The organism is Kitasatospora sp. NPDC088548, from assembly GCF_044753005.1.
GTDB lineage: Bacteria > Actinomycetota > Actinomycetes > Streptomycetales > Streptomycetaceae > Kitasatospora.
This window is the reverse complement of record NZ_JBIVMI010000003.1, coordinates 282,200-299,718: the sequence shown is the minus strand read 5'-3', so window position 1 is coordinate 299,718 and position 17,519 is coordinate 282,200. Positions and strand designations below refer to the sequence as shown.

The 17,519-nt window shown below is 71.3% G+C and carries 15 protein-coding genes and 1 pseudogene; 9 read left to right on the top strand and 7 right to left on the bottom strand.

The window, feature by feature from the left end:
- Window positions 1-150: 150 nt before the first annotated feature.
- Window positions 151-3,684 (top strand): ricin-type beta-trefoil lectin domain protein, encoded by a 3,534-nt coding sequence (locus ACIP82_RS06725; protein ID WP_400651591.1) that lies wholly within the window; start codon window positions 151-153, stop codon window positions 3,682-3,684.
- Between the two features lie 229 nt (window positions 3,685-3,913).
- Here the strand turns inward: ACIP82_RS06725 and ACIP82_RS06720 are convergent.
- Window positions 3,914-4,309, bottom strand: a pseudogene (locus ACIP82_RS06720) (glycoside hydrolase family 1 protein); the annotation flags it as partial.
- Between the two features lie 284 nt (window positions 4,310-4,593).
- Here ACIP82_RS06720 and ACIP82_RS06715 point away from each other — a divergent pair.
- The gene (locus ACIP82_RS06715) at window positions 4,594-4,770 is read left to right on the top strand and encodes a hypothetical protein (RefSeq protein WP_400651588.1); all 177 of its coding nucleotides are present in this window, start codon (window positions 4,594-4,596) and stop codon (window positions 4,768-4,770) included.
- Between the two features lie 85 nt (window positions 4,771-4,855).
- Here ACIP82_RS06715 and ACIP82_RS06710 read toward each other — a convergent pair whose 3' ends face one another.
- Window positions 4,856-6,121: a sensor histidine kinase gene (locus ACIP82_RS06710; RefSeq protein WP_400651585.1), complete on the bottom strand. Its 1,266-nt coding sequence runs from the start codon at window positions 6,119-6,121 to the stop codon at window positions 4,856-4,858.
- A complete protein-coding gene (locus ACIP82_RS06705; RefSeq protein WP_363606295.1) occupies window positions 6,118-6,783 on the bottom strand; it encodes a response regulator transcription factor in 666 nt (221 codons plus the stop codon). Before ACIP82_RS06705 ends, ACIP82_RS06710 begins: the two co-directional genes overlap by 4 nt.
- Before the next feature lie 124 nt (window positions 6,784-6,907).
- Here ACIP82_RS06705 and ACIP82_RS06700 point away from each other — a divergent pair, with 124 nt between their 5' ends.
- The 6 genes from ACIP82_RS06700 (at window position 6,908) to ACIP82_RS06675 (ending at window position 12,301) form a co-directional block, all read left to right on the top strand.
- Complete coding sequence (locus ACIP82_RS06700) at window positions 6,908-7,411, top strand: hypothetical protein (RefSeq protein ID WP_400651581.1); 504 nt, start codon at window positions 6,908-6,910, stop codon at window positions 7,409-7,411.
- Window positions 7,401-8,492: an efflux RND transporter periplasmic adaptor subunit gene (locus tag ACIP82_RS06695; RefSeq protein ID WP_400651578.1), complete on the top strand. Its 1,092-nt coding sequence runs from the start codon at window positions 7,401-7,403 to the stop codon at window positions 8,490-8,492. Before ACIP82_RS06700 ends, ACIP82_RS06695 begins: the two co-directional genes overlap by 11 nt.
- Window positions 8,489-9,199, top strand: coding sequence for an ABC transporter ATP-binding protein (locus ACIP82_RS06690; protein ID WP_400651576.1), 711 nt, complete (start codon window positions 8,489-8,491; stop codon window positions 9,197-9,199). The genes ACIP82_RS06695 and ACIP82_RS06690 overlap by 4 nt, the downstream gene beginning before the upstream one ends.
- On the top strand, window positions 9,196-10,392 hold the full coding sequence (locus ACIP82_RS06685; protein ID WP_400651573.1) for an ABC transporter permease: 1,197 nt from the start codon (window positions 9,196-9,198) through the stop codon (window positions 10,390-10,392). Before ACIP82_RS06690 ends, ACIP82_RS06685 begins: the two co-directional genes overlap by 4 nt.
- 456 nt (window positions 10,393-10,848) lie before the next feature.
- Window positions 10,849-11,097, top strand: a complete 249-nt coding sequence (locus ACIP82_RS06680; protein ID WP_400651571.1) for a hypothetical protein — start codon at window positions 10,849-10,851, stop codon at window positions 11,095-11,097.
- Between the two features lie 109 nt (window positions 11,098-11,206).
- On the top strand, window positions 11,207-12,301 hold the full coding sequence (locus ACIP82_RS06675; protein WP_400651569.1) for a hypothetical protein: 1,095 nt from the start codon (window positions 11,207-11,209) through the stop codon (window positions 12,299-12,301).
- Here ACIP82_RS06675 and ACIP82_RS06670 read toward each other — a convergent pair.
- Window positions 12,270-13,052 (bottom strand): N-acetyltransferase, encoded by a 783-nt coding sequence (locus tag ACIP82_RS06670; protein WP_400651567.1) that lies wholly within the window; start codon window positions 13,050-13,052, stop codon window positions 12,270-12,272. The genes ACIP82_RS06675 and ACIP82_RS06670 overlap by 32 nt on opposite strands.
- Window positions 13,053-13,078: 26 nt before the next feature.
- Window positions 13,079-13,924: a class I SAM-dependent methyltransferase gene (locus ACIP82_RS06665; RefSeq protein ID WP_400651565.1), complete on the bottom strand. Its 846-nt coding sequence runs from the start codon at window positions 13,922-13,924 to the stop codon at window positions 13,079-13,081.
- Window positions 13,925-14,163: 239 nt separating this feature from the next.
- Between ACIP82_RS06665 and ACIP82_RS06660 the strand changes: the two genes are divergently transcribed.
- Window positions 14,164-15,612 carry a N,N-dimethylformamidase beta subunit family domain-containing protein gene (locus ACIP82_RS06660; protein ID WP_400651563.1) on the top strand — a complete coding sequence of 483 codons (1,449 nt, stop codon included), beginning with the start codon at window positions 14,164-14,166 and terminating at the stop codon, window positions 15,610-15,612.
- On the opposite strand, the gene ACIP82_RS06655 is transcribed toward ACIP82_RS06660, so the two are convergent.
- Entirely contained in the window at window positions 15,563-16,321 is a 759-nt protein-coding gene (locus ACIP82_RS06655) for an HAD family hydrolase (RefSeq protein WP_400651561.1), read from the bottom strand. The two genes, ACIP82_RS06660 and ACIP82_RS06655, sit on opposite strands and share 50 nt — an antisense overlap.
- Before the next feature lie 10 nt (window positions 16,322-16,331).
- The gene (locus ACIP82_RS06650) at window positions 16,332-17,507 is read right to left on the bottom strand and encodes a serine/threonine protein kinase (protein WP_363606308.1); all 1,176 of its coding nucleotides are present in this window, start codon (window positions 17,505-17,507) and stop codon (window positions 16,332-16,334) included.
- Between the last annotated feature and the right edge of the window lie 12 nt (window positions 17,508-17,519).

Below are 17,519 nucleotides of genomic sequence, written 5' to 3'. Positions count from 1 at the left end.
CTTTTGCGATTTCTTTGGGGGGAGATTCCCGTTTTGAACAGAAGAAGCCGCCGCACCGGTGTGCCGGCCAGGGCATTGGCTGCGACGGCAGTCCTGGCTCTCACGACCGCCCTTGCGGGGCCCATCACCCATGCCGCCGATGCGCCGGCGGTGCCCTCACAGGCCGACATCGACGCCGCCACCGCCGAGCTGATGAAGGAGCGTCCCCCGGCCGACGCGACGGAGACGGCCATCGCCGAGGCCAGGGCCACGCACAAGAACGTCCCGATCGAGTCGCTCACCACCGAGTTCAGCGAGACCGTGGCCACCCCCGAGGGCCACCTGGCGCTGACCAGCCACCCGGACCAGCAGCGCGTCAAGCGCGACGGTGTCTGGCAGGGGCTGGACGCCACCCTCGCGGCCAACCGGGACGGCACGTTGTCCCCGAAGTCGGCGGCCCAGGGCCTGGTGCTCTCCGGCGGCGGGGACGGGCCCATGGCCACCATGACGAGCGGCGACGGCAAGAAGCTCTCCCTGACCGCCCCGTTCAGGCTCCCCACGCCCACCGTCACCGGCGACAGCGTGGTCTACCCGTCCGTCGCACCCGACATCGACCTCAAGGTGACCGCCACCAGGCTCGGCGGTCTGAGCACCGTCCTGGTCGTCAAGACCCAGGCCGCCGCCGCCGACCCCGTCCTGAAGAACCTCCACTTCGCCACCACGGCCGACGGCGTCAGCGTCAGCAGCGACGAACAGGGCACCATCACCGCCACCGCGGCCGACGGCAAACCCCGTTGGACCGCCCAGGCGCCGCAGATGTGGGACAGCAGCACCGCTCCCGCGCCGAAGGGCGCCCAGCCCAGCGCCGCGGCGACCGGCGCAGATCCCGCCGGCCCGTCCAAGGCCTCCCCCGCCAGCACCGCGGGCGGCCCCGGCACGGCCGCCAAGGTCGTCACGATGCCCGTCAAGGCGGACGCCACCGGCATCGACCTGACGCCGGACCAGGACGTGCTCGCGCACGGCACCGCGCCCTACTACATCGACCCCGCCTTCCTGCCGTGGTCGCTGTCCGCCAACTCCTGGACCTGGGTCCAGTCGGCCCACAACGGCTCCAACAACTGGATGCGCCAGGGCAGCGCGGACAGCGACCACCCGGGCGTCGGCGTCTGCGGCACCTACCCCAACGGCGGCAGTTGCTCGCCCGCCGACAAGGAACGCAGCTTCTACCAGTTCGACATCAGGTCGCTCGGCGGCACCGTCATCCACTACGCGACGATGAACATGCAGGAGTACGTCTCCGCCGACTGGAACTGCGCCACCACCTACCCGCTCAGCCTCTACATCACCGGGCCGATCGGGAACGGCACGGCCTGGTCCAACCAGCCCGGACAGGTCAGCGGCTCACTCGGCACCGACTGGGTCGGCGGCTCCGGCCGCAACGGCTGCTACGACAACGTGCCGTTCGCATACACCATCACGGGCGCGATGCAGCAGTACGCCAACTACGGTCAGCTGACCTTCGGCCTCTACGGCGACGAGAGCAACGCGTACGGTTTCAAGCGCTTCACCTACCAGCCCTCGCTGTACGTCGAGTACGACCGCGTTCCCAACACCCCGACCGATCCCGGGGTGTGGCCCGCGCCCAAGACGGTCAGCCCGCCGGCGACCAACCAGGCCTGCGGCGACGGCGACGCGAACCACTGGGCCTGGCTCGGCGCCGGTTCCAACCAGGACAACGCCGTCTGGCTCAACGCCACCGTCTCCAGCCCCACCCAGGCCCAGCTCTACTCCTGGGACCACATCTGGGACTACAACCTCCCCGGCGGAGTCGCCGACGTGGCCAGTGGCTACACCCCGCTCGTCAACAGCGGCGGGGTCACGAGCTTCCAGGTGCCCGGCAGCGTGATCAAGGACGGCCACGCGTACGGCTACGGCATCATGGCCACCGACCAACTGGACGGCGTGCCCTGGTCCGCCTCCACCCCGGCCTGCTTCTTCAAGGTCGACCTCACCCCGCCGACCGTCACCTTCCCCACCACGGTCGCCGACCCCAGTAAGCAGTTCCCGCCCTCCGGCAACGGCCAGACGCCCCAGATCTACGCCGGCCAGAGCGGCGGCGTCCCCTTCACGGCCGTCGACCCCGCCCCCAGCGGCGGCTACTCCTCCGGGGCCGTCTGCCTGCGCTGGAGCTTCGACCCGCAGCTCGTCGACGCCACCTGGAAGTGCGGCGGTTCCATGCCCACCGGCCAGATCCCGGTGACCGCCGCGCGCTGGGGCACCAACGTCCTCTACATCCAGGCCGAGGACAACGCCGGCAACCTGTCGCCGGTCGCGCAGTACGCCTTCTACGCCCCGTGGAACCCGAACAGCCCGGCACCGACCTTCGGTGACGTCACCGGCGACACGCTGCCCGACATCCTGACCGCCGACCCGAACGGCGACCTGCGGGCGTACAGCATCCCCGCCACCGCGCCCAAGGCCCCGCTGGCCGCCCCGAAGGCCAAGTCCCCCGGTGGCGACTCCTGGGCCAACTACCGCGTCACCCACCGCGGCAGCCTGCGCGGCGGCATGAACGTCGACGACCTCATCGTCCACAAGGACGGCGGCCAGATCCTCTACTTCTACAAGAACCCGGGCAACACCGGCGTCGACGGCGTCTTCGACAGCAACAGCCTCCTGGCCAAGCCCGCCTGCGACCCCCAGCGGACCGACTGCACCGGGTACAACGTCACCGACTGGTCCACCACGCTGCGGATCGCCGCCAGCGGCGACCCCACCACCACGAACCTCGACGCCGGCAAGAAGTTCCTCAACCGCACCGGCCTGTTCACCGTCGAGACCGGCCCGGACGGCTCGGGCGCCCTCTGGTTCTACCCCGCCGTCGGTGACGCCGCGTTCGGCGCGCCCACCAAGCTCGCCGGCACCGGCTGGAAGGGCTGGGACCTGCTCTCCCCCGGCGACTGGGCCGGCCAGGGCCACCCCGGCCTGTGGGCCCGCAACCAGAGCACCGGCGAACTGCGCGGCTACACGTTCACCACCGGCACCGTCGCCGTCAGCGACCCCTTCGGGGGCACCGTCAACTACCCCACCATCACCGGCATCGCCACCGACAGCCAGATCGGCTACGGCGTCACCGGCGCCAACTGGCCGGTCGTCGGCTCCGACGGCGACCTCACCGGAAGCGGCTCCCCCACACTCTGGGGCATGACCCCCAACGGCATCACCCAGATCTGGACCGGCCACTCCACCACCACCGCCCCCTACTACACCTGGACCACCGGTCCGACCGGTGTGCTGAGCACCTACGCCGAGAACGGCCCCATCGCCTTGGCCTCCCAGACCGGCAGATGCATGGACGTCCACGGCGCCAGCTCCACGCCCGGCTCGGCCGTCCAGCTCTGGGACTGCAACGCCAGCAACGCCCAGTGGACGTTCCAGCCGGACGGCACCCTCCGCACCCACGGCGGATGCCTGGACGCCACCGGAGGCGGCACCGGCAACGGCACCCCGCTGGAGCTCTGGACCTGCGGCAACGCGGCCTCGAACCAGATCTTCCTCCCCCGGCCCGACGGCACCGTCTACAACCCCTACTCCGGACGGTGCGTCGACCTCCCCGGGGCCACCACCACCAACGGCACGCAGCTCCAGCTGTGGGACTGCAACACCTCGATCGCCCAGAAATGGGTTCTCCCCGCCCGAACCTGACATTTCCGGATACTGATGACCCAAAAGGAAAGGTCGGCGTCGCCATGAGCTGACCATTTCACGTGAAATGCCCCCCGCACACCCGGCGGGCCACCGAAATTTCCGTACCGGCCGATATCGGCTCCATGAGCGGAGGCTCCGTCGAGATTTTCGGCGGGGCCTCCGCCCATGCGGACGGGAAATCCGGACGACGGCGGGACAACCCTGGAACGGAAGGCCTCGTCACCGCGCGAACCGTCAGGCCCTGCGGGAGGTCCCAGTGGAAGAGGGCGGGCAGCGGGGTGATGCCGGCCTCCAGCAGCGCGTCCACGAGCCGGTCGTAGAAGGCGAGGCCGGCCGGGTTGACGGCGCCCGCGCCGGTGGGCAGAACGCGGGGCCAGGAGACGGAGAAGCGGTAGCCGTCCAGCCCGAGGCCCTTCATCAGGGCGATGTCCTCGGGGTACCGGTGGTAGTGGTCGCAGGCCACCGCCCCTGTGTGGCCGCCCCGGACGGCCCCGGGGCGGGCGGCGAAGACGTCCCAGACGGACGCCCCGCGGCCGTCCTCCTCCACCGCCCCCTCGATCTGGTAGGCGGCGGTGGCGGCACCCCAGCGGAAGTCCGCCGGCAGGTCGAAGCGGTCGGGCATGACAGCCTCCTGACGAGAACATGAGGGACTGTCATGTTAGCGGCGTCACACCGGAACACCAGAGGCCCGTCAACAAGACTCCGCCTCCGTCACGGGCCTGGGTTCCGGATGAATGGACTTCGACAAGGCCACACACTCCCTGGCGGTGGAGACCCGGCTCGTCCAGCTCGGCTGGGACGTCCTCGAAGGGGGGCCGAAGACCGCGAGCGGCGTTCGGCTGGTCGCGTTCGACCTCGGCACCACGGCTGAAGGCCACCACCGGCCACGTCCGTGGTTTCGCCGGCATGATGACCGGCCTCCGTGGCCACGAACGGCCCGACTGGATCAACGGTGTCTTGCGCGACGACCTGCCGGCCATCCGGGCGTTCGCCCAGGGGCTCCGGTACGACGAGAACGCCGCCGTCGCCGGACTGTCCCTGCCCTGGAGCTCCGGCCAGGACAGGCGCGCAGCAACTCGGTGAACCCCTGCGGTCACAGCACTGAAGGTGCGCAGGCCCTTCGGTGTGGGCACTGTTCGGAGAACGTACAGGCGCCCCAACAGCCGGGTCAGGCCGTGGGGAATTCGACCCGGACCCGCAGTCCGCCCGTGCTGCCGGGGACGGCGGTGACGGCGGCGTGATGGGCGCGCGCGATGGAGGCGACGATGGACAGGCCCAGGCCCGCGCCCTCACGCGGGCCGTGTCGACGCTCCTGAAGGCGGCGGAAGGGCTCGAAGAGATAGGGGACCGTCTCCGGCGGCACCTGGGGGCCGGTGTTGCCGACCTCCAGGACACCGTCGCGCACGCCGACCTCGACCCGGCCGCCGTCGCGGTTGTAGCGCAGGGCGTTGCCGACCAGGTTGCGCACCAGGTGTGCCAGCAGCACCGGATCACCCTCGACGGACACGGGGGCGATGTCGGATCGGACGGTGACGCGGTTCGCTCGGGCTTCCTCCGAGGCGGCGCACTCGGCGGCCACCGCGCGGGCCAGCTGGTCCAGTGCGACCGGCTCGCGGCGGTCCAGCCTCTGGTCGGAGACGGACAGCAACAGCAGGCCCTCGATGAGCCGTTCGCTGCTCTCGGAGACCTCTATCAGTTTGCGGCGGACCCGGGCGACGGCGGCCGGGTCCTCGGTGGCCAGCCCGATTTCGGCCGCGGCCCGCTGCACCGCGATCGGCGTCCGCAGTTCGTGTGCGGCGTTGGCTGCGAACCGCTGCTGCGCACCCACCAGCTGCTCCATGCGGTCGAGCATGGCGTCGAAGGTGTCGGCGAGCTGTTTGAGCTCGCCCGGGGGTGCGTCGAGGGCGATCCGCTCGTGCAGGTTCTCACCCGAGAGCCGCCGCGCCGTGTTGGTGATCACCGCTACCGGGCGCAGCACCCGTCCCGACATCCACCAGGCCAGCGCCACCGAGATGACGGCGAAGGCCGCCAGAGCGATCAGGGAGACGGTCAGCAGCTGGTTCTGGGCGGCCTGCTCGGCGGCCTGGGTGACGACCTTGACGGCCTGGAAGTGGGACTGTCCGCCGTCGGCGGGGGCGGTTCCGGGTGGAGCGTTTGCGGGTGAAGCGGTTCCCACTGTGAGGGTCCCCGCCGAGGTGGCGCCCGGGGTCGCCAGTGTGGCCAGTCGCGGTTCGACGGCGACGGCCGTGCTGATCGAGGTGTACAGACCCTCCCGGACCAGGAAGTTGACCAGGCAGATGAGCATGGCCCCGGCGAGGACGAGCAGCCCGCCGTAGAGCATGGTCAGCCGGCCCCGCTCCCCGCCCGGCAGCCGCGGGCGTGGTCTGCCGGGCAGCGGAAGGCGGTTCGGGCCGACCGGAGCGGGGCGCCTCATGCCGGGACGCCGATGCGGTAGCCGTGGCCGGGCACGGTGTCGATGACCGAGGGCTCGCCGAGCTTGGCGCGGAGTTTGCTGAGGGCGACCCGAACCGCGTTGGTGCGGTATCCCATGTTCCGCTCCCACACCTGCTCGATCAGGTCCTCACCGCTGACCACGGCGCCCTCGGCCTGCATCAGCACCTCCAGTACGCCGAACTCCTTGCGGGACAGGGCAAGGTAGCGGCCCTCCCGGAAGGCCTGGCGGCGAGCGGTGTCGAGGGTGATGCCCGCACGCTCGATGACCGGCGGAAGGGCGGGGTGGGTGCGGCGGCCGAGGGCCAGTACCCGGGCCAGCAGCTCCTCGTAGGCGAACGGCTTCGTGAGGTAGTCGTCCGCGCCCAGGTCCAGGCCGTCGACGCGGTCGCGGACGGTACCGGCGGCGGTGAGCATCAGCACCCGGGTCAGCAACCGCTGCTCGACGACGCTCTGGCACACCTCGTCGCCGTGTGCTCCGGGCAGGTCGCGGTCGAGCACGAGCACGTCGTAGTCGGTGAGGCTCAGCCGTTCCAGCGCGTCGGCGCCGTTGTACACGACGTCGACGGCCAGGGCGTCGCGCCGCAGTCCCTCGGCGATCATGTCCGCCAGGAATTCCTCGTCCTCCACGATCAGTACACGCATGACATCAGGTGTACCTGAAGACCACCTTTCGTCGCCGTAAAGGTCTCGGCTGACAGCGGCGAAATGCGGGTGCGTGCCAGCCTCTGCGTGGTCGGTCACTCGCAATCGGACACGGAGGAATTCCATGCGGAACCACATGCGGAACCACAGGTACGGCGCGGCGGCCGTGCTGCTGGCGGGGATGGCGCTGTTCACCGCGGCCTGTGGCGGAGGCGTCGCGGGCTCCGGAGGGGGCGGCGGCTCGGACTCGTCGGGCAAGGGCGCGGCGGCGGACCAGGCCTACGAGCACCGTAAGTGCCTGCGCGAACACGGCGCCCAGGTGAAGGAGCCGGAGCCGGGCCAGGACCCGCGGGGCCTGGTCCTCGAGGGCGGGCAGGACAAGATGGCGGAAGCCCTCAAGGCCTGCGGGGGCGTCGGTGGCTCGGGCGGCGCGAAGATGTCCCAGGCCGACAAGGACAAGGTCCTCGAATTCGCCCAGTGCATGCGCAGTAACGGTGTGGATATGCCGGACCCGAAGTTCGACGGCGACTCGGCGATATCGGGACAGGCGATGAAGATCCCGGAGGGCGCCGAGAAGGACAGGTTCGACAAGGCGAACAAGGCGTGCAGTGGTCAGCATGCGGAGTGAGCGCGGGCGGAGCCGCCGAACGTACCTGATCGCCGCGCTGGTCACCTCGGTCACGCTGGTGGGCGGGGTCACGGCCCTCTCGCAGACCGGCGGCGGCGGAAGCGCCGGTACGGACCGCACGGACGGGCTGCCGCCGAGCACGGGCTCGGTGGAACGACAGGACCTGAGCAGCCGGACCCAGGTGGACGGGACCCTCGGCTACACCGAGGAGCGCCGGCTCAACGCCGGTGTGCCGGGCACCCTCACCTGGCTCCCGGAGGCCGGCGCGGTCGTGAAACGCGACGGGGTTCTCTACGAGGTCGACGGCCGGAAGGTCCGGCTCATGGAGGGCGAGCGCCCCGTGTACCGGACGCTGAAGGCCGGCGACAAGGGGCCGGACGTCAGACAGCTGAAGGAGAACCTCCGCGACTTGGGCTACGGCAAGGGGCTGGCTGCGGACGAGGAGTTCACCCCCGGCACCGCGGAAGCGGTCAAACGCTGGCAGAAGGCCCACGGTCTGGCCCGGACCGGCGAGATCGGCCCCGAGCAGATCGCCTTCTCGCCCGCTCCGGTACGGATCAAGAAGAACGATGCGGCCGTCGGCGACCAGGCCGCTCCCGGCAAGCCGGTCCTCACCACCACCGGCTCCGAACGGCAGGTGCAGATCAAGATCGAGGTCTCCCGGGCCGACCTCGCCAAGCCCGGCACCCGGGTCGAGGTCGACCTGCCCGGCGGCGGCAGGGCCAAGGGCAAGGTCGCCTCCGTCGACCGCACCATCGGTGAGGACGGCAAGGAGCAGGGCTCCCCGGACAAGCCCGCCAAGATCACCGCCCGGGTGCTCTTCGACGACCCGGGGCAGGTGGAGGGCTTCGACCAGGCGCCGGTCACCGTCGAGCTCGAAGGCGAGGTCCGCAAGGACGTGCTGACGGTACCGGTCAACGCACTGCTCGCGCTGTCCGGCGGGGGCTTCGGCGTCCAGGTCGTGGAGAGCGGGAAGGTGCGCGAAGTCCCGGTCGAGCTCGGCATGTTCGGACAGGGCCGGGTCGAGGTCAGCGGGACCGGCCTGGCCGAGGGAATGAAGGTCGGGGTGCCCAAGTCATGAGCGCGGTGGTCGAGCTGAACCAGGTCACCAAGGAGTATCCGGGCGGGGTCGTGGCACTGCACGGGGTGGACCTGCGCATCGGACGCGGCGAACTGCTCGCCATCGTCGGGCCTTCGGGGTCGGGCAAGTCCACCCTGCTGCACATCGTCGGCACCCTGGACCGGCCCAGCGCCGGATCCGTCACCCTGGCGGGCCACGACGTCGCCGCCCTCTCCGACCGCCGGCTGTCCGCCCTGCGCGCCCGGCACATCGGCTTCGTCTTCCAGTCCTTCCACCTGGTGGCCGGGGTCAGCGCCCGGGACAACGTCGCCGAGGGCCTGCTCTACTCGGGCCTGCCGCGCGCCCAGCGCCGCAGGCGCGCGGCCCTGGCCCTGGAGCGGGTCGGGCTCGCGGACCGCATGCACCACCGTCCGCACGAGCTGTCGGGCGGCCAGCGGCAGCGGGTGGCCATCGCCCGGGCGGTGGTCGGCGAGCCTGACCTGCTGCTGGCCGACGAGCCGACCGGCGCGCTGGACTCCGCCTCGAGCGAAGCGGTGATGGAGCTGCTGCACGACCTCAACGCCGAGGGTGCCACCATCGCGGTGATCACCCACGACGGCGAGATCGCCGACAGCCTGCCACGCCAGGTCCGTATCCGCGACGGCCGCGTCGTAGCGGATCTGCGCACCGGCGCCGCCGCCCCGGCCGATCGGGGTGGGGAGCGATGAGCCGCACACGGCTCTCCCCGGCCCGGCTCGGCCCCCGTGACGTCCTCCACGTCGGCTCGGCGGGCCTGCGCACCCGGCCACTGCGGGTGGTGCTGTCCGCGCTGGGCATCGCCATCGGTATCGCCACCATGATCGCGGTGGTCGGCATCTCCTCCTCCAGCAAGGCCCAACTCCTGCGGCAGCTCGACCAGTTGGGCACCAACTTGCTGGTCGCCTCCCCTGGCCAGGGGCTGTTCGGAGAGAAGGTGAAGCTGCCCAAGGAGTCGATCGGCATGCTGAGTCGCGTCCCCGGGGTCGAGCAGGTCGGCGCGACCGGTGACCTGGCCCAGTCCGTCAGGCGCAGTGAGAAGATCCCCGACGACGAAACCGGCGGCATCACCGTGAAGGCCGCCACCGAAGGACTGCTGGACGTCGTGCGCGGCGCGGTCGGCTCGGGCACCTGGCTCAACGAGGCCAACGGGCGCTACCCGTCGACGGTGCTCGGACACGTCGCGGCCCAGCGCCTGGGCATCACCACCCCCGGTCAGCAGGTCCACATCGGCGGCCGGTACTTCACCGTCATCGGCATCCTCGACCCGCTGCCGCTGGCTCCCGAGATCGAGCGGGCCGCCCTGGTCGGCTGGGACGGCGCCGGCGCGCTGCTGGGCTTCGACGGCCACCCGACCCAGATCTACGAACGGTCGACGGATCGAACGGTCAGCGCGGTCCGCGAGCTGATCCCACGCACCGTCGATCCGCAGAACCCGCGCAACGTGCAGGTCACCGACCCCTCCTCGGCGCTCCAGGCCAAGGCCGCCACCGAGGGGGCGTTCACCGACCTCCTGCTCGGGCTGGGCGGTGTGGCGCTCCTGGTCGGCGGCGTCGGGGTCGCCAACACGATGATCATCTCGGTACTGGAGAGGCGCCACGAGATCGGACTGCGCCGCTCCCTGGGCGCCACCAGGGGCCAGATCCGTCTCCAGTTCGTGACGGAGTCCCTCCTGCTCTCCGGACTGGGCGGGCTGGCCGGCGTGGCCCTGGGCTCGGCCGCCACCTACGCCTTCGCCGCCTCGGGCGGCCTGCCCTGGGTGGTCCCCTTGTGGGCCGTCACCGGAGGCTTCGCCGCCACCTTGCTCATCGGTACGGCGGCAGGCCTCTACCCCGCCGTCCGGGCCTCCCGCCTCTCCCCGACCCTCGCCCTCAGCACCGGCTAGGGCTTGTCCGGTCGATCATGTGCGGAGCCAGATGGCGAGGGCTGCTGCGGTGACGGTGCCGAGGTAGGCGTAGCCGCGTTTGTCGTATCGGGTTGCGACCGCTCTGGCGTGCTTGAGCCGGATACCGCGTCTGCGCAGGTAGGCGCGACACGGCCCGTTGCTGTAGGCCTTGTCGGCGGCCAGGCTGTCGGGCTTCTTGCGGGGCCGGCCCGGACCGGTCCGCGGGATCCGGACCGCGCACCGCGCAGAACGGTGTACTCGGACCAGCGTCGCCGCCGCAAGGCTGCGTGACCACCATTGGTCTACTCCAATCTGTCCTGAATACGTCGTCACAGCGGGCGCCGGTCTGCCGTTCACTGTTTCTTCCGAGCCGCCGGGTCACCTGCCGCGCGACCGGTCGATGTGGGAGTCGTGATGCGAAGATCCGTGCGCTTTCTGATCGTTGGGGTTACTGCCGTGCTCGCTGCCGGTGTGGTGGTGGCCGTGCACATCGATGGCCGGGTGCCGCTCGTGCCCGCCCTGTGTGTGGACGGGTTCGTCGGGGTCGGCTGGCTGTCGCTCGCCGCCCTGGCCTTCCCGCGGCGACGGCCTCCGGTCACCCCGGTGGACGACGGCGTGGGGCCACTGTTCCTCGCCGACCTCCCCTACCGGCCGGAGGGCGAGCCTCGCGCCACCGCGCCCTGGAGAGGCCGCCGCTGGCCCTGACCCCGACGTTCGGAACCGGCCGAGATCACTCCGCACCCTTTCCGCGGCGGGGGGCTCCTGTCACGATGACACGGGACCCCAGAAACGAGGGAGAGTTACGGTGTCGACGGTGCGCGTGAGTTCGGCGGTCATGACCCACCCGGTACGCCTGGTCCAGGCCCGCGAGCTGGCCGAGCGGCTCGGGCTGGACGGCCTGGCGCTCGATCCGGAGCCGGACGGTCCGCCCTCGGCCCTCCGGACGGCCCAGGTCGCCTGGGCGGCGGCGGACTCCGGGGGGAGCCACCACCTCGTCGTCCAGGACGACGTGTCCGCCCCGGAGAACCTGGTGGCGCTCGTCGGCCGCGCGGCCGCCCGGTTCCCCGACGAGGCCCTGGTGTTCTACACGAACTGGCACGCGCGCAACGGCGGCGCCTCCCGGCTCGCCGCGCTCGCCGGCGCCGCCTGGGTGCGGGCCGTGCCCGACGAGTTCACGCCGTCCCTCGCCGTCTGTCTGCCGCTCGACACGGCGGACGGCTTCCGCCGGTTCAGCACCGGCAGCGCCGAGCGCCACGACGACGAGCTCTTCTCCGTCTTCTTCCGCGCCCGCGGCCGGATGAGTCTGATCGCCGTGCCCAACGTGGTGGAGCACATCGGCACCAGCAGCATCAACGGCCATGCCACCCAGGGGATCCGGCTCGCCGTCTGCCCCATGGGCGCCGCCGACGCCGAGCCGCTCCTGGAGCACGGCCGCGTCCTGGAGGAGCCGGGGTGGATCCCGTACATGCGGTACGGCGAGGGCTACATCCGGCTCGTGGGCCAGGAGAACGGCCCGGACGGCGGGCGCGGCCATCACCGTTGGCTCGACGCCCTGCCGATGACCGGCCTCACCGAGCGCGCGGTGCGCGACGTGGTGGCCGACGGCATGCCGGCGGACCTGGCGTCGGAGGTGGCCGGGCGGTTCGGCCGGAGCTTCGCCGAGGAGCTGTGGATCCACTGCCTGCTGCTCGGCCGGCAGGCGGCCGAGGCCGCCCGTCGGCTGGGCGGCGACCCCGGCGACGTCCCGCCGGCCGCCCTCGCCCGGCTGCGGGACGCGGCGGTGTCCACCGCCGGTCCCGCCGGCCTGCCGCCCGAGCGTCGCCCGGAGGCCGGGCCGGACGAGGTGCGGCTCATGTCCGCCTTCGCGTGGACCGCCGTCAGGGCCGGGGAGCAGTGGCCTCCGGCGTGACCTCCCCGGTGACCGGGTGGGTGATCCACACCGCGGGCTCCCAGTACCCGCCGAGATCCCGTGCGCGCTCGATCCGCAGGGTGGCGAGGCCGCCGGGGAACACGTAGTCGCCGTCCTCCGGGAAGGCGAGACCGGTCCAGCGCTCCCATTCGGCCACCGTGCCGGTGATCCGTGACGAGCGCTCCGAGGCGCCGGCGATCGCACCGCCGGCGCCCACCTGGGTGCGGATCCACGGGTCGAGCGGAGCCCCGTCCGCGCGCCGCCAGGTCGCGTACCGCTCGATCGGCACCAGCGGGTACCGGTCCTTCCAGGTGGGCCGCACGGGCACCAGCACCGTCTCCAGGCCGGCCCGCCGCGCCACCTGGCGCATGCCGTCGAGAAGCACACTGGAGAAACCCTTGCGCTGGTAGTCCTCAGCGACCTCGATGCCCAGCGCGCACAGGGCGCCGGCGGTCCGGCCCGCGGTGCGGTCCGCGAACGCCCGGGCGATGGAGTCGTCCAGTCCGGGGCCCAGGTCGGCGGCCGTGCCGTCCCAGGTCCGCGGCAGCGAGCGTCCGGCGCCCGCCACCACCTCGCGCTCGTCGTCGTACAGGACGAACTGGTAGTCGGGGAAATCCGCGAACAGCCGGTCCCAGTAGCCGTCGTTGACATCGCCGTGCAGGTTGTACTCGGGCACGATGCCGGCGAACCGTTCCGGCATGCGGTCCCACAGTTCGGGTTTCTCCGCGTGGGTCACCACGATCAGGGCCATCGGGCCGTCCTCCTCTTCTTGTGGGTCTAAGCGGGGACTTCGACGTCCCAGACGATGACGATCGGCAGCCCGTCCCAGGCCGCGCGGGCGGCGTCCGCGATGAACTCCTCGTAACCCCCGGGCGCGAGACTGCCGTTGAAGAGCGGCTCGTGACAGGCCCGCACCCGCAGCCCGGCTCCCGTGAACGCCTCCAGGTACCGCCCGGGCAGATGGACGTGGTTGCGGACGAACGCGAGCTGCTCGGAGTCGTGCACGAAGACGCACTGCCCCTGGAGGGCGATGACGAACGGGTGCAGGTCCGAGACGATGATCCGCCCACCCGGACGGACCACCCGGGCCAGTTCCGCCACGCCCGCCGCCAGGTCCGGAAGGTGGGTCATGGCCAGCGAACAGACGGCGAGATCGACCGAGTCGTCCTCCAGCGGCAGGCTCTCCAGGCGCCCGACCCGGAACTCGGCCTGCGGAACGCGCTCACGGGCCTTGGCCAGCATCTCGGGCGACTGGTCCACGCCGATGGTCCGGTGCCCGCGGGAGACCAGGGCGCCGGTCTGCCGCCCGGTACCGCAGGCGGCGTCCAGGGCGGTGCCCGCGGGAAGGGTGTCGAGGATCCCGTGCAGCACGGGCTCCTCGACCTCGATGTACGAGCTGGGCAGCGAGTCGTACACCGCCGACCAGGAGGCGTAGCCCTCGGCCAGGTCGAGTTCGCTGACGTCGGTGCCCCCGTCCGGCAGCTCCCCGTCGCCCGACACGAAGCGCCGGATGTCCTCGACGCGTGCCTTGAGGAACTCCTCCTCGCCGTCCAGGGCGTGGCGCAGCAGCGCCAGGCCCTGGATTCCCAGGACGAGTTCCCTCACTCGAAATTCATTGCTCATGCGAATGCCTCGTTCTTGACCGGAGGTGACGGATTTGCGGTAGCCGGTCGGCTTCGGCTGAATTCCAGCTACCCGGCCCGGCGGTAGAGGACTCTCCCCATCCGGTTCGCTGTCCGAAAGGCGGCCTTGAATGACCGGTTTCGCGGCATCGTTGCCCGGAATTCCCGGAACCCCCTACGATGGCGGGCCGAAGCGGCCGAACACCTATTCGCCGGCCGTTCGCTCTGCTGGGAGGCGGAATGATAGAGGGATATCTCGGCCGGGAAAGCGTCACCGCCGGGGAGGAGCTGACCGTGCACGTCTCCACCGACGCCGCCCGGTTCCGGCTGAGGTTCTACCGGTTGGGAGCGGAGCTGGACCTGGTGGCGGAGACCGGCCGGCGCCCCGGTTCGCTCCACCTGCCGCCCGCGCACCCCGACGGCGTCCCCGGCCGGGCCTCGCCCGCCGACGGCTGGAACTGGCCGCCGCTCACCGTGCCCGTGCCGGAGGACTGGACGCCCGGCATGCACCTCGTCCAGTTCGTCGAGGACGGCGACGACCCGCCGCTCCTGGACGCCGCGAGCATCGAGGGCCCCGCTCGCGAGTTCTTCGTCGTGCGGCCCCGGCGGGCCGGCAGCCGGTCCGGCATCCTCTACAAGAAGTCGACCTTCACCCGGCATGCCTACAACCGCTCCGACCGGCCGGACGCGGAGCGCGCCGTCAGCCTCTACGACCACCCCGTGTACCTGCCGAACGACAATCCCCGCGGGCACAAGGTGAGCCTGCACCGGCCCGGCGGAATCATCGACCTCGCCTACTGGGACGCCCCTTTCATCGCCTGGCTGGAGCGCAACGACTATCCGGTCGAATTCTGCACGGATCTCGATCTGCACGAGGATCCGGATCTACTGTCCTCGTATGATCTGCTGCTCAGCGTCGGCCATGACGAGTACTGGAGCGAGGCGATGCGCAGCCATGCCGAGCGATTCGTCCGGGACGGCGGGAACATTGCTTTCCTCAGTGCCAACACGTGTTGGTGGCGCATTCATCCGACCGACCGGAACACCGCCTTCGTCTCGGACACCGACCACCACGTCGGGGACGAGTACCCGCACCTTCCCGCGACCGACCAGTGGTGGCCGGCGGCGCCCGACGGCGTGGGCCGCCCCGAGAACTCCCTCACCGGGGTGAGTTTCCGCAACGGCGGCATGTGGGCGGGCACCGAATGGCCAGGGGACCGTCCGCGCGAGGGGTACACCGTGCAGCACGCCGACCACTGGGTCTTCGCCGGCACCGGGCTGCGCGACGGCTCCGACGGCGGTGAGCCCGACCGGCTCGGCGCGGGCACCCCGCTCATCGGGTACGAGTGCGACGGCGCCGCCTACGTCCGGGACGACCACGGCGTCGCCCGCGCCAGCGGCGAGGACGGCACTCCCACCTCCTTCCTCATCCTCGGCATCCACGTCCTCGAACCCGTCCACGAGGACTTCCACCACTTCAAGTGGGGCCACTGGAACGGCCCGGCCCGGGAGCCGGGCATCACCAGCCCCCGGGCCGCGACCATGGGTGTCTTCACCGCCGGCGGCACCGTGTTCTCCGCCGGTACCACCGACTGGCCGGTGGTCTGCGGGAAGGATCAGGACGCCGGTGTCGTCCAGGTCACCCGCAATCTCCTGGACCGGCTGCGGCACCGCTCGTCACGAGCCTGAGCAGTTCCCCCAGCCCGCGGATCCGGGCCGCCCCGTCCGGCAGGGGCGGCTCGGATCCGAGCACCGCCGGGTCCGGCCGGCACAGGTGGACGGACCGCATCCCGGCCGAGAGCGGGCCGAGCACGTCCGGCGCCCACATGTCCCCGACGAACAGCACGTGTTCGGGCGGCAGTCGGCACCGCTCCAGCAGCGTCCGGTAGATCAGCGGGTGCGGCTTGCGCGCGCCCGCCCGGGCGGAGCCCACCACGATGTCGACCGACCCACCGAGGCCGACGTCCTCCACGCAATCCTCCAGGTTCCAGAACCAGTTGGAACAGACGCCGACCAGCAGCCCCTGCGCGCGGAGCTCTTCGAGGACGGGGCGGGCGTCCTCGAAGAGCTCCAGCCGGAGGGCCTTCATGGCGCGGTCGATCTCCTCGACCAGGCCGTCCAGCTCGTGTTCCGGCACCCCGCAGTCGAGAGCCCTGCGCCGAAGCCGGTCCAACTCCCAGCGGTGGTAGTCGTTCTCCGCGGCGGAGTGGACCGCATGCTCCTCGCCCTCGCCGGGGCCCACCGCCCACTGGTCGCCCCAGCGGGCGCCCTGGGCGGCCAGGCCCCGGCGGTCGAAGATCGCGCGGTGGTCGGGCGGCAGCGGCTCGACCATCCGCACCAGCGTCCCGTAGAAGTCGAAGACGACGGCACGGACCTCCGGTGGCAGCACATACGGCACGGGCCCGGCCTCAGTACCGGCCGTGCCGGCGCGGGAAGTAGTCCTGCAGGTCGCCGTCCCGTTCGATGTCGACGGTCGCGCAGTGCAGCCCGCCGCCGAACGGCCCGACCGCCCGGAACGGCACCGGGACGATCTCGAATCCGTACGAGGACAGCTGCTCCGAGAGCCGGACCTCCTTCTCCTCGATGCACAGGGTGTTCTCGTCGAGGTTCAGCATGTTGCCTGCGAGCCACGGGCTGCAGAACGACAGCTTCGGCGGGTGGTCCCAGCTCGCGGGCTGCACCGCCTCGATGATCTCCCAGTCGTTGAGCCGGAAGAACTCCATCAGCTCGGCGTCCGCGAGCCGCTCGCCGCAGTGCAGCACGAGCCCGGGGCGCAGCGGCACCCAGGTCGCGTCGATGTGCAGCGGGTGGGTGTTGGTGGAGGTGACCGCGTGCACCCGGTGGTCGGGGAAGTGGCGCTTGAGCCACTGGTAGCCGCTGCGGTTGGTGACGAAGGACAGCTGGACGAAGAGGTCCTTGCCGAAGCGGGCGACGTCGGCCGCGTCGAACAGCGGCTCGGCCTCGGTCAGCACCAGGTCGTAGTCGCGGACCCGGGCCAGCTGCTCCTCGGTCGGCAGGTCGTTGTAGGTGTCCCAGAACTTGGTGTTGAAGGAAGCGTCGGTGAGCCGCGGCTTCGGTGCGGCCTCCCAGCGCATGTTCTCGTCGGCGTCGAACAGGCCCTGCAGAACGGGCCGGTAGCACAGGTACTCGTGCCAGCGGCTGCGGTAGGACATGGTCGCTTCCAGGACCTCGTTGCCGACGGTCAGCAGCAGGTCCCGGGGCGGCATGCAGCCGAACATGGAGTCCTGCGTCCAGTCGGGCGTGCTGACCTGCTGGGTGAAGTCGACGGGGGTGGGGCGGTCCACCCTGATGCCGCGGCGGCGCAGCATCTCGGCGAAGTCGTCGAGTTGCTCCTCGGCCTCGGCGACCATGTCCTCGGGCATCGGGCCGTAGGTGCCCAGGGGGAAGCCGTCCTCGGGGTAGTCCCGGCGCACCGCGTGCTCGGGAGCCTGGACCACGGTGCCCTCGGCCCGCCCGACGATCACGTGGCGCAGCGGGTCCCAGCCGTTCCAGGCGTTGACCCGGAGCGGCCGGGCGGAGGCGTCGGGAGTCTCGTCGGACGAAGTCGTCATCTGCTCGGTCACGTAACAAGCCCT

Bases quoted from the DNA above. Each gene is read 5' to 3' on its own strand.
- ACIP82_RS06715 (WP_400651588.1), top strand. From the start codon at position 4,594: ATGATGACCGGCCTCCGTGGCCACGAACGGCCCGACTGGATCAACGGT.
- ACIP82_RS06710 (WP_400651585.1), bottom strand. From the start codon at position 6,121: ATGAGGCGCCCCGCTCCGGTCGGCCCGAACCGCCTTCCGCTGCCCGGC.
- ACIP82_RS06705 (WP_363606295.1), bottom strand. From the start codon at position 6,783: ATGCGTGTACTGATCGTGGAGGACGAGGAATTCCTGGCGGACATGATC.
- ACIP82_RS06700 (WP_400651581.1), top strand. From the start codon at position 6,908: ATGCGGAACCACATGCGGAACCACAGGTACGGCGCGGCGGCCGTGCTG.
- ACIP82_RS06695 (WP_400651578.1), top strand. From the start codon at position 7,401: ATGCGGAGTGAGCGCGGGCGGAGCCGCCGAACGTACCTGATCGCCGCG.
- ACIP82_RS06690 (WP_400651576.1), top strand. From the start codon at position 8,489: ATGAGCGCGGTGGTCGAGCTGAACCAGGTCACCAAGGAGTATCCGGGC.
- ACIP82_RS06685 (WP_400651573.1), top strand. From the start codon at position 9,196: ATGAGCCGCACACGGCTCTCCCCGGCCCGGCTCGGCCCCCGTGACGTC.
- ACIP82_RS06670 (WP_400651567.1), bottom strand. From the start codon at position 13,052: ATGGCCCTGATCGTGGTGACCCACGCGGAGAAACCCGAACTGTGGGAC.
- ACIP82_RS06665 (WP_400651565.1), bottom strand. From the start codon at position 13,924: ATGAGCAATGAATTTCGAGTGAGGGAACTCGTCCTGGGAATCCAGGGC.
- ACIP82_RS06660 (WP_400651563.1), top strand. From the start codon at position 14,164: ATGATAGAGGGATATCTCGGCCGGGAAAGCGTCACCGCCGGGGAGGAG.